This is a genomic window from Acetohalobium arabaticum DSM 5501 (genome assembly GCF_000144695.1).
GTDB lineage: Bacteria > Bacillota > Halanaerobiia > Halobacteroidales > Acetohalobiaceae > Acetohalobium > Acetohalobium arabaticum.
Genome location: NC_014378.1, coordinates 285,808 through 297,755 on the forward strand (window position 1 = coordinate 285,808; position 11,948 = coordinate 297,755).

An 11,948-nucleotide genomic window follows, 5' to 3' on the forward strand; every position below is an offset into this window, starting at 1 on the left:
AACTCCAAGTCCAATATTAACTGGATAGGAGTAGTGGTGTTGGATACGCCGATTGGGTAACTTGCTTGATATTACGGGTAACTCCCATAAAAGCAGGCGACCATGAAGCTCGGTATTTCAATGCCGAGTAGTTCACGTATGTTTTGTTATAGACTTCATCATTTTTTGTAAACTCCATCTTCAAAATAAAATTCAATTATAATTGAATATAGAGAATATTAATTAATTTTATGATAAAAGATTCAAAACAATTTTAAAATAATAAAGGTTTTTTTTGACAGAATATCTAAATAATTATATGGTGGATGTCATAACTTAAAATTAAAATTTATAATATATAATAATTTATATAGTATAAAATCTATTTTTATTCTATAAGTGAATAACTTCACAATACCTTTTTCTAATAATTCATAATTTTTATAACTTCATTAAATTAAAATTAGGGAGGGGCTAAGTATGGGATGCCAATGTGGAAAACAGGAGGAAAATCTTAACAAGTATCTGGAACCGCTGTTTAAAATCCTAGACGGGTATGCAAAAGAAGAGAAGAATCTGATTCCGATTCTACAGGATGTTCAGGATGAGTATGATTATCTTCCGGAACCTGTTCTTAAGGAGGTAGCTACGGAGATTGGTCTATCGGCAAGCCAGGTTTACGGAGTTGCTACTTTTTATTCTCAATTCCATCTAGAACCAAGAGGTGACAATATTATCAGGGTTTGTATGGGAACAGCCTGTCATGTAAGAGGGGCAGAAAACATTCTTAATAAGATCGAAGAAGAGTTAGAAATTGAAGAGGGAGAAACTACAGAAAATCTTGAGTTTACTTTAGAATCAGTAGCCTGTATTGGAGCATGTGGATTGGCTCCTGTGATTATGATTAATGATGATACTCATGGACGGCTTACTCCTGACAGAGTACCAGAAGTATTAGCACAGTATCAATAATCTGACTCGCTTAATCAATATATTGATTTTAAGCTGTTTGAATGGTAAGCGCAACAAATTTATTAACTTTATTCTGGAGGTGACTAATCCATGAAATCATTAGATGAGTTAAATGAATTAAAAGAAAAAGTTCAAAAGGATATGAAGACAAGAAAGAGCGAAGGCAAACCTAAAGTAATTGTAGGCATGGGGACTTGTGGTATTGCTGCCGGAGCAAGAGAGATTATGCAGGCGCTTCTGGATGAAATAAATAAGCGAGATCTGGATGTAATTGTAACTCAGACCGGCTGTATCGGTATGTGCGAAAAGGAGCCGTTAGTTGATGTTAAACTACCCGGTAAGGATAGAATCACTTATGGAGGAGTAACTGAAGAAGATGCTCAGAAGATAATAGTAGAACATGTAGTTAACGGTAATATTGTAGAAGATCTATTAGTGGCTAAATTAGAAGAGTAATTATTAGGTTTTAAAGGAGGTAAAATATAATGGTAGATTCTATTTATAGGTCACACATCATAATATGTGGAGGGACAGGCTGTGTTTCTTCAGGCTGTGAAGAGGTACAGAAAGCTCTAGAGGATGAGTTGGATAAACAGGATTTAACAGATGAGATTAATATTGTTGAAACCGGGTGCCACGGCTTGTGTGAAAAAGGACCGGTTATGGTTATTTATCCTGAGGGAATATTCTATTGTGAATTACAGCCTGAGGATATGGAAGAGCTGGTAACAGAGCATATTCTAAAGGACAGAATAGTAGATAGATTACTTTATAAAGAGCCAATTACTGAGGAAGATATTCCTTCCTATCAAAATATAGATTTCTACGAAAAACAACAGCGGGTAGTGTTATCTAACTGTGGTAGGGTTGACCCAGAAAGTATTAAAGAATATATTGCTGAAGATGGCTATCAGGCAGTGGGAGAAACCTTAACTACAATGACATCCCAGGAGGTAATTGATGAAGTTAAAGAGGCTGGACTACGCGGACGCGGGGGAGGAGGCTTCCCAACAGGAATTAAGTGGCAGTTTGCCCATGACAGCGAAGATGATAAAAAGTATATTATCTGTAACGCGGACGAAGGTGACCCGGGTGCTTTTATGGACCGGAGTATCCTAGAAGGTGATCCGCATAGAGTCATTGAGGGAATGATTATTGCTGCTTATGCTATTGGAGCCAGTGAAGGATATATCTATGTGCGGGCTGAATATCCACTGGCTATCGAGAGATTAGAAAAGGCTATTGAACAGGCTGAAGAATATGGATTATTGGGGGATAACTTATTTGAGTCAGGCTTTGATTTCAAGTTACAGATTAAGAAGGGTGCCGGAGCATTTGTCTGTGGTGAAGAGACGGCTTTAATGAATTCTATCGAAGGAAAACGCGGTATGCCTAGACCCCGTCCGCCCTTTCCAGCCCAGAAAGGACTCTGGGGCTATCCTTCCAATATCAATAATGTAGAGACCTATGCTAATGTGCCGGTGATCATTAACCAAGGTGCCGATGAATATAGTAAAGTTGGAACTGAAGATAGTACGGGAACTAAGATCTTTGCTATTACCGGTAAGATCCAGAATACAGGTTTAGCTGAAGTACCGATGGGCATTACAATGCGCGAGATCATCTATGATGTTGGCGGCGGAATTATGGGCGGCAAGGACTTTAAAGCAGTTCAGATTGGCGGACCATCCGGCGGCTGTCTGCCTGAAGAAAAGTTAGACTTATCTGTTGATTATGATTCTCTTATCGAGGCTGGAGCTATGATGGGTTCTGGTGGCTTAGTTGTAATGGACGAAGATACCTGTATGGTGGATGTAGCTAAGTTCTTCTTAGACTTTACCCAGAGCGAATCTTGTGGAAAATGTACTCCGTGTCGTGAAGGTACAAAACGAATGTTAGAGATCTTAAAAAGAATTACTGCTGGGGAAGGAAAAGAAGGAGATATTGAATTATTAGAGGAGTTATCCCACCATATTAAGTCTACTTCTCTTTGTGGTTTAGGACAATCAGCTCCTAATCCGGTATTGAGTACTATACAGTACTTTCGAGATGAATACGAAGCCCATATCTATGAAGAAACATGTCCGGCTGGAAACTGCCAAGAATTAGTGGCGGGTTATGTAATAGACGAAGAAGACTGTATTGGTTGTACATCCTGTGTTGATGTCTGTCCTGTTGATGCAATTGAGGGTGAGAAGAAAGAAGCCCATGTGATTGATACTGATGAATGTATTAATTGTGGTTCCTGTGTTGATGAATGTCCAGTTGATGCTATTTCACAAGCTTAGAAATAAGGAAGGGGAGTGATGAAGAATGGATACAGTTATATTGACTCACAAAGATACTGTTAGACTAACAATAGATGGTCAGGAAGTTGAAGTTGAAAAAGGAAGTACTGTTTTAGAAGCAGCTCGTGAATTGGGTATTGAGCTTCCAACTCTCTGTTATCATGAAGAGTTAACTCTCTTTGGTTCTTGTCGTGTCTGTGAGGTTGAAGATGAAGAAACGGGAAATCTAATGGCTTCTTGTGTAACGCCGGTAACTGAAGGAATGAAGATTAGAACTAATAGTTCTAAAGCCCGGCGAGCCAGAAGAATGAATGTCGAACTCTTATTAGCTAACCATCCTAATGAATGTTTGACTTGTGATCGGAATGGCACCTGTGAATTACAACAGATTGCGTATGATCTGGGAGTCCATGATATTAGATTTGAAGGGGATACTAGAGACCATCCGATTGATAATGATGGACCTTGTTTGGAGCGTGATCCAAATAAATGTATTCTCTGTGGCCGCTGTGTAAGGGTCTGTAATGAAATTCAGGAAGTTGCTGCTTTAGACTTTACAGAGCGGGGCTTTAATTCTACTGTAACTACCGCTTTTGATCTGCCGCAGAGTGAGATTAATTGTACTAACTGTGGTCAGTGTGCGGTAGTCTGCCCAGTAGGAGCTATTACTGAAGTGAGTGAGATTAGTGATGTTTGGGATGCATTAGAAGATGAGGATCAACATGTTGTGGTTCAGGTTGCTCCTGCTATTCAGGCCAGTATCGGAGAAGAATTCGGTATGGAACCTGGAACGATAGTAACCGGTAAGTTAGTAACAGCTTTACAGGAATTAGGTTTTGATAAGATCTTTTCTACCGAGTTTACTGCTGACCTGACAATTATGGAAGAAGGTAATGAATTATTAAAAAGAATTAAAGGCCAAAAGAAGCTGCCTCAGTTTACTTCCTGTTGTCCCGGTTGGGTTAAATTCTGTGAGCATAATTATCCAGAATATTTGGATAATCTATCAACTGCCAAATCGCCCCAGCAGATGTTTTCCACTCTGGCCAAGACTTATTATGCTGAACAAGAAGATATTGATCCGGAAGATATCTTTACTGTTTCAGTTATGCCCTGTACAGCTAAAAAGTTTGAAAAGAATAGGGAAGAGATGGCTGATAGCGGTCATCAAGATACAGATGCAGTTTTAACTACCCGGGAAGCAGCAAGAATGATTAAAGAAATGGGGATTCAGTTCCATAAATTAACTGACAGTAAGTATGATAAGATGATGGGGGCCCACACAGGGGCTGGAACTATCTTTGGTACTACTGGTGGAGTAATGGAGGCTGCACTGCGGACAGCCTATGAAGTATTAACAGATGATGAATTGCCGCGTTTGGATCTAACAGAAGTACGAGGTATGGATGGGATACGGGATGCTAATGTTCAGTTAAATGGTGATAATGTAAAAGTAGCAGTTGTACATGGCTTAAAGAATGCTGCTGATCTGTTAGATAAGATAGAAGCTGGCGAAATAGAGTATGACTTTGTAGAAGTTATGGCCTGTCCGGGCGGCTGTATCGGCGGTGGCGGTCAACCATTTGCTTCAACTACTATGGATGTCAAAGCCAAACGGGCAGAAGCCCTCTATCAGACTGATAAAGCCAATACGATTAGAAAGTCCCATGAGAATCCTCAGATTATTAAACTATATGAAGATTATTTAGGCGAGCCGTTAAGCAGCGACTCACATCATCTACTCCATACAAGCTATCAAGAGCGGTCCAAGAATTAATCATTTTTTCTTGCATGTTTATATATCATCATGTATAATTATAATAGCTTAATTAAGTATCATCTGAGATTGAGGGGGATTTTAATGAGTAAAAGAATCAAACTATTCTTAGTAACATTATTAGGATTAGCCTTAGTTGTAGGAGTAGTTGGCTGTACGGGAACAGAAGAAAAGACTACCTTTAATGAGATAAAAGAAGAAGGAAAGTTAGTAGTCGGCTGTTCTGCAGATTATAAGCCATTTGAATATCCTAATGAAGAAGGAGAAATTGTCGGCTTTGATGTAGAACTTATGGAGGCAGTCGGAGAGGAATTAGGGCTGGAAGTAGAATTTAAGGATACAGCCTTTGATGGTTTAATTCCTAGTTTGAAATCTAAAAAGTTTGATGTAATTGTGTCAGCAATGACAATTACAGATAAGAGGGCTGAAGCAGTAGACTTTTCAGAGCCTTACTTCAATGCTGGCCAGGTTATTGCAGTTAAAGAAGGAAGTACTGATATTCAGGGGCCAGAAGATTTAGCAGGAAAAGTAGTCGGTGTTCAGTTAGGAACAACAGGAGATCTGGAAGCAAGTGAGATGGAAGATATTAAGCAGGTTAAGCGGTATGAGAAGATTACTCAGGCCTTTATTGAGTTAAGGAATGGTCGAATCGATGCAGTAGTTAATGACCTACCGGTAACAGCAGCCTATATTATGGATAATCCCGATGTAGAGATTATAGGTAAGCCGTTTACTGAGGAAAACTATGGCATTGCGATGCGGCCTAAGGATGATGAGCTAGAGCAGAAGATTAATGAAACAATTGAAAAGCTACGAGAGAATGGTACTTATGATGAGATCTATAATAAGTGGTTTAAATAAAGCTTTTAAAATTTAATCTTTGATTTCAAGAGATATTTATCAATAGCGATAGATATCTCTTTTTCTTTTCATTCCTTGCATACTTATTAAAAATACTTTATAATCACATATGTCAGTTGTCAGTGAGTTCAGTTAGCAAGTTAGATTAAGAAAGGAAGTGGACGAGATGTATGAAGCCTTTGTTGAAGCATTACCGTTTCTTCTAAAAGGTTCAGTAATGACAATTAAGATTACAACGATTGCTGTAGGAATGGGGATTATTCTAGGAAATGTTTTGGGATTAGCCCGTGTTTCTAAGAATCCAATTATCGGCGGGGTTGCTAAAGGTTATATTGAAATATTTAGGGGAACTCCTTTATTAGTTCAGTTATTTATTCTTTATTACGGTTTACCTTCGCTGGGAATTAATTTAACTCCTTATATAGCGGCGGTTTTAGGATTAGGATTAAATAGCGGAGCCTATGTAGGAGAGATTGTTCGCGGCGGTATTGAATCGATAGATAAAGGACAGATGGAAGCAGCCCGATCAGTTGGAATGTCGTATGCACAGTCAATGAGGTATATTATTCTGCCTCAGGCCTTTAAATCGATTGTTCCAGCGTTAGGAAATGAATTTATTGCTTTGCTTAAAGATTCATCTTTAGTATCAGTAATTGCTGTTAAAGATTTGACAAGACAGGGAAGATTAATTATTAGTAGAACTTATCAATCCTTTTTCATATTTTTAACAGTAGCAGTATTCTATTTTATAATGGTATTTATCATGACTAGACTTGTAAATTATGCAGAAAGGAAGTTAAAGACCAGTGATCAAAATTGAGAATCTATATAAAAATTTCGGTGATCTGGAAGTTTTAAAGGATATCAATCTTGAAATAGATGCAGGTGAAGTAGTGGTAATCATCGGCCCTAGCGGTTCCGGAAAGAGTACAGTGCTGCGCTGCATTAATCTTTTAGAGGAGTTGACTTCTGGCCAGATCTATATTGAGGAGACTCCTATGGATGATCCGGAGACTGATATCAATTTAATGCGTCAAAAAGTAGGTATGGTTTTTCAGCAGTTTAATCTCTTTCCCCATAAGACTTCACTGGAAAATATAACTTTAGCTCCTACTAAGGTAAAGAAGCTGGCTGAAGATGAAGCAGAGAATATTGCCTATGAATTATTGGATAAGGTAGGTCTACAGGATAAGGCAGATGTCTATCCAGCCCAGCTTTCTGGCGGCCAAAAACAGCGGATTGCTATAGCCAGAGCGCTAGCCATGGAGCCTAAGGTAATGTTATTTGATGAGCCTACTTCAGCTTTGGATCCCGAAATGGTAGGCGAAGTATTGGAAGTAATGGGGACTCTAGCTCAGGAAGGAATGACAATGGCAGTAGTGACCCATGAGATGGGCTTTGCCCGGGAGGTAGGAGACAGAATCTGTTTTATGGATGAAGGAAGGATAGTTGAAACAGGTCCTCCTACTCAGATCTTTGATAATCCGCAGGAAGAAAGAACTCAGGAATTTTTGAGTAAAATTCTGTAATAATATTTTAAATATTCAATCTGCTCTAAGCAGGGATTTTTAGTTTCATATCGAATACCTAATATAAGAGACAGGATTGATAAAAGAAGGGAGCTGGTCTGTAATGAAATTCATAATCAGAGGTAAGAATATTGAAATTACAGATGCATTGAAGCAGTATGCAGAAGAAAAGATTGGTAAGATTGAGAGGTATTTTGATGATGATCCACCTATTGAAGCCAGAATTTCATTAGAAGTAGAGAAGGAGAGACATATTGTAGAAGTTACAGTCTATATCGACGGTTTAACCATTAGAGGTGAAGAAGTGACCGGAGATATGTATGCTTCAATCGATGGAGTTATCGAAAAACTAGAACGACAAATCCATAAATATAAGACCAAAATCAATCGTAAAATAAAAGAAGAAAGAAAAGAACTGAAGGCTAACTTAGCAGAGTCAAATCTTCTGGATGAAGATGAGGAAGAGGATGAACCTAAAATTGTTAGAACCAAGCGTTTTGCTATGAAGCCGATGAATGTTGAAGAAGCAGTAATGCAGATGGAGCTTCTTGACCATGACTTCTTTGTCTTCTTTAATTCAGATTCTGAAGAAGTAAATGTCGTTTATAAACGAAATGCTGGAGATTACGGGTTGATTGAACCAACTTTAGGATAAATAGATTCTTTTAATCATGCAGTTTTAAGACTAGTCTGGAGCACTCCAGACTAGTCTTTTGTAGTTTTAAGTTTGCCCTAACAATAATTCAGTGATATAATTGTGAGTGATATAATTGAAAGGAAAATATAGCGAGATATTAAAAAGGGTGATAATTGATGCTTGGTTTTCTCAAGAAATGGTTATTTAAGGATCCCAATGAAAAAGAATTAGAACGGATACAGCCTATAGTAGATAAAATTAATGGATTGGAGCCACAGATACAGAAGTTGACTGATGCCGAACTGAGAGCTAAGACTGATGAATTTAAAGAAAGGTTAGAAGAGGGAGAGACATTAGATGACCTGATGCCCGAGGCATTTGCTGTAGTACGGGAGGCATCACAGCGGGCAACAGAGGAAGGCTTTCGCCATTATGATGTTCAGGTGGTGGGAGCTATTGTACTGCATGAAGGTAAGATTGCTGAAATGAAGACCGGGGAAGGAAAGACTTTAGCAGCAACTATGCCGGCCTATTTGAATGCTTTAACCGGTAATGCAGTCCATATTGTAACGGTTAATGATTATCTAGCTGAACGGGATAGTGAGTGGATGGGCCAGATCTATGAATTTCTGGGACTGGATGTTGGTGTTATCTTAGAAGATATGGATACTGAAGAGAGACAGGAAGCCTATCAGGCCGATATCGTCTATGGAACCAATAATCAATTTGGTTTCGATTATCTACGTGATAATATGGCCATTGATAAAGATGATTTGGTTCAGGGAGAATTAAGCTTTGCTATTTTAGATGAGGTGGATAGTATCTTAATTGATGAGGCCCGGACGCCGTTGATTATTTCGGGACCAGCCGAATCATCTCCAGCCCTTTATTATAAGTTTGCCAGGTTAGCTCCGCGCTTTAAAGAAAGTAAAGATTATGAAGTTGATGAAAAGGCTAATACTGTAACCCTGACTGAAGAGGGGATTGCGCGGGCTGAGGATATACTTGATATTGATAATCTCTATCTGGATGAGAATATGGATCTACATCGTCATCTCAAACTTTCACTTAGAGCTAAAGCTTTAATGGATAAGGATGAAGACTATATCGTCAAAGATGGAGAGGTCCATATTGTTGATGAATTTACCGGCCGTTTGATGACCGGCCGGCGGTACGGTGAAGGGCTCCATCAGGCTATTGAGGCTAAAGAAGGAGTCGAAATTCAAAAGGAGACACAGACTCTGGCCAGTATTACTTTTCAGAACTTCTTTAGAATGTATGATAAATTGGCCGGAATGACCGGAACAGCAGCCACTGAGGCTGAAGAATTTGATGAAATCTATGATCTGGATGTAGTAGTAGTTCCTACTAATGAACCTGTAATCAGAGAGGATTATGATGATGTAATCTACCAGACAGAAGAGGCTAAATTCAATGCCGTAGTCGAAGATATTATTGAAAGCCATGAGCGAGGCCAGCCGGTGTTAGTAGGAACGAGATCAATCGAAAAATCCGAGGAGTTAAGCCGGAAATTAAGGCGGAATAATATTCCCCATAATGTATTGAATGCTAAACATCACGAGCAAGAAGCAGAGATTATTAAGAATGCCGGACAGGAAGGGGCAGTGACAATTGCTACCAATATGGCCGGCCGGGGAACTGATATTGTTTTAGGGGATGGTGTAGTTGACAAGGGCGGCCTCTATGTGATTGGAACTGAGCGTCATGAAAGCAGACGGATCGATAATCAGCTTAGAGGACGTTCTGGACGCCAGGGAGATCCCGGTGCTTCCCAGTTTTATGTTTCCCTGGAGGATGATCTGATGCGCCTCTTTGGCTCTGATAAGATCAGCAGCGTGATGGACAGTTTAGGTCTTGAAGAGGATCAGCCGATTGAACATTCTCTTATCAGCCGAGCCTTGGAGAATGCACAAAAGAAGGTTGAATCCCGCAACTTTGAGATCAGAAAACAGGTTTTAGAGTATGATAATGTAATGAATAAGCAGCGTCAGGTTATCTATAACCAGCGCCGGAAGATACTCTACGGTGAGGATTTAAAAGAGAATATTCTGACTATGATTGAGAAGTTAGTTGATGAGAAGTTAGAGGTCTATATTAATGAAGAGGTCCATCATGAGGAATGGGACCTGGAAGGCTTAATCAATTATGCCGAGACGTTATTTTTAGAAGAAGGAGATCTGGAGATTGATGATTTAGCTGACTGCGGGCGAATGAAGGTTAAAGAGAAGCTGCTTGCAGTAGCCAAAGAGAATTATGAAGCCCGGGAAGAAGAAGTAGATTCCGAGGTTATGCGTGAATTAGAGAAGATAGTTATGCTGAAGGTGGTTGATCAGAAGTGGATGGATCATCTCCAGGCTATGGATGATCTGCGTCAAGGAATCGGACTTAGAGCTTATGGTCAGAATGATCCGCTAGTGGAATATAAAAATGAAGCTTATGATATGTTCCAGAATATGATCAGCAGCATTAGAGAAGACATTATCAAGTATATCTTCAGAATCGAGCTGGTTTCTGGTGAATTGGAGTCCAGAGACAGCAGTATTAATATAGGCCGGGGCGAGGTACCGTCTGCTTATGATACTGTTCGGGCCCAGAAGGAAGCTGAAGCAAAGCAGGCTAAGCGTCAACAGCAGAAGCAACAGAATCAGCAGCCCCAAAAGCAGCAGCCGATTGTCAAAGAAGAGGAACCGGGACGGAATGATCCTTGTCCTTGCGGCAGCGGCGAAAAGTATAAAAGATGCTGTGGGCGTTAAAGTATAGAGTATAAGGAGGAGTTCAAGTGTTAGAAGATAAGCAAGCAAGACTGGAAGGACTAAAAGGAGAGTTAGCAGAACTGAGGGTCTCTCTTTGACTATGATAAGTTAGAAGAGAAGCATGACCAACTGCGGGCGGAGATGTCAAAGCCTGGTTTCTGGGATGACAGTTCTCGGGCCCAGCAGATATCAAAAGAGGCCAGTGCTCTCAAAGATATGATGGAAAGCTTTGATAGACTGGAAGAAAGATTGGAAGAAATAGAAGTCTTGATTGAATTGGGCCAGGAAGAGGATGATGATTCAGTAACTGAAGAGATTAAAGATAAATTACAGGGTTTAGAAGAGGATATTGAAGAGTTAGAGCTAAAGGTAGTTATGGATGGTGAATATGATCAGAATTCTGCTCTGTTATCGATTAATCCCGGAGCCGGCGGAATTGATTCCCAGGACTGGGCTGAGATGCTGCTTAGAATGTATAACCGCTGGGCTGAAAAGAAGGATTATCAGATAGAGACCTTGGAATTTATGGCCGGCGAAGAGGCCGGAATTAAGAGTGTAACTTTACAGATTAATGGCCCTTATGCTTACGGCTATCTGAAGGCAGAAAAAGGAGTCCATCGTATGGTTCGGGTTTCACCTTTTGATTCTTCCGGCCGGCGCCATACTTCCTTTGCTTCTGTGGAGGTGCTGCCTGAAATCGAGGATGATATAGATATTGATATCGAAAAGAATGATCTGAAGATAGAGACTTATCGGGCCAGCGGTGCCGGCGGCCAGCATGTTAATACTACTGATTCGGCTGTTAGAATTACACATCAGCCAACAGGAATTGTAGTCCAGTGTCAGTCGCTGCGTTCCCAGCATAAGAACCGCCAGAAAGCAATGCAGATTCTAAAGGCTAAACTCTTTGATTATATGAAGGAGAAGCAGGCTGAGAAGTTATCCGAGATTCGCGGTGAGAAGAAGGATATCAGCTGGGGGAGCCAGATTCGTTCTTACTTCTTTGATCCGTATCAGCTAATTAAAGACCACCGGACTAATCTAGAAATTAATAATATTGAAGCAGTGATGGATGGAGAACTGGATCCTTTGATTGAAGCTTATTTGAAAGAGACTAAGAGAGGATAAAAT

At 39.9% G+C, this 11,948-nt stretch carries 10 protein-coding genes; all 10 read left to right on the plus strand.

What is annotated here, in order from left to right; translation table 11 throughout:
* Positions 1–459 precede the first annotated feature (459 nt).
* The 10 genes from nuoE (at position 460) to prfB (ending at position 11,945) form a co-directional block, all read left to right on the plus strand.
* Positions 460–951 carry an NADH-quinone oxidoreductase subunit NuoE gene (gene nuoE / locus acear_RS01480; protein WP_013277263.1) on the plus strand — a complete coding sequence of 164 codons (492 nt, stop codon included), beginning with the start codon at positions 460–462 and terminating at the stop codon, positions 949–951.
* A gap of 90 nt (positions 952–1,041) precedes the next feature.
* Positions 1,042–1,407, plus strand: a complete 366-nt coding sequence (locus acear_RS01485; protein ID WP_013277264.1) for a (2Fe-2S) ferredoxin domain-containing protein — start codon at positions 1,042–1,044, stop codon at positions 1,405–1,407.
* A gap of 29 nt (positions 1,408–1,436) precedes the next feature.
* Positions 1,437–3,239: an NADH-quinone oxidoreductase subunit NuoF gene (gene nuoF / locus acear_RS01490; protein WP_013277265.1), complete on the plus strand. Its 1,803-nt coding sequence runs from the start codon at positions 1,437–1,439 to the stop codon at positions 3,237–3,239.
* Between the two features lie 25 nt (positions 3,240–3,264).
* Complete coding sequence (locus acear_RS01495; protein WP_013277266.1) at positions 3,265–5,016, plus strand: NADH-dependent [FeFe] hydrogenase, group A6; 1,752 nt, start codon at positions 3,265–3,267, stop codon at positions 5,014–5,016.
* Positions 5,017–5,100: 84 nt separating this feature from the next.
* Complete coding sequence (locus acear_RS01500; protein WP_013277267.1) at positions 5,101–5,877, plus strand: basic amino acid ABC transporter substrate-binding protein; 777 nt, start codon at positions 5,101–5,103, stop codon at positions 5,875–5,877.
* Positions 5,878–6,043: 166 nt separating this feature from the next.
* Positions 6,044–6,697, plus strand: a complete 654-nt coding sequence (gene ehuC, locus acear_RS01505) for an ectoine/hydroxyectoine ABC transporter permease subunit EhuC (protein ID WP_013277268.1) — start codon at positions 6,044–6,046, stop codon at positions 6,695–6,697.
* A complete protein-coding gene (locus acear_RS01510) occupies positions 6,684–7,406 on the plus strand; it encodes an amino acid ABC transporter ATP-binding protein (RefSeq protein ID WP_013277269.1) in 723 nt (240 codons plus the stop codon). Before ehuC ends, acear_RS01510 begins: the two co-directional genes overlap by 14 nt.
* Positions 7,407–7,509: 103 nt before the next feature.
* The gene (gene hpf / locus acear_RS01515; protein WP_013277270.1) at positions 7,510–8,061 is read left to right on the plus strand and encodes a ribosome hibernation-promoting factor, HPF/YfiA family; all 552 of its coding nucleotides are present in this window, start codon (positions 7,510–7,512) and stop codon (positions 8,059–8,061) included.
* Positions 8,062–8,219: 158 nt separating this feature from the next.
* Positions 8,220–10,817, plus strand: coding sequence for a preprotein translocase subunit SecA (gene secA, locus acear_RS01520; RefSeq protein ID WP_013277271.1), 2,598 nt, complete (start codon positions 8,220–8,222; stop codon positions 10,815–10,817).
* A 26-nt stretch (positions 10,818–10,843) separates the two neighbouring features.
* Positions 10,844–11,945, plus strand: a protein-coding gene (gene prfB, locus acear_RS01525) for a peptide chain release factor 2 (RefSeq protein ID WP_013277272.1) whose coding sequence is annotated in 2 segments (ribosomal slippage) — positions 10,844–10,912 and positions 10,914–11,945 — 1,101 coding nt in all. Because the reading frame shifts where the segments join, the coding sequence is not laid out codon by codon here.
* Positions 11,946–11,948: the final 3 nt, after the last annotated feature.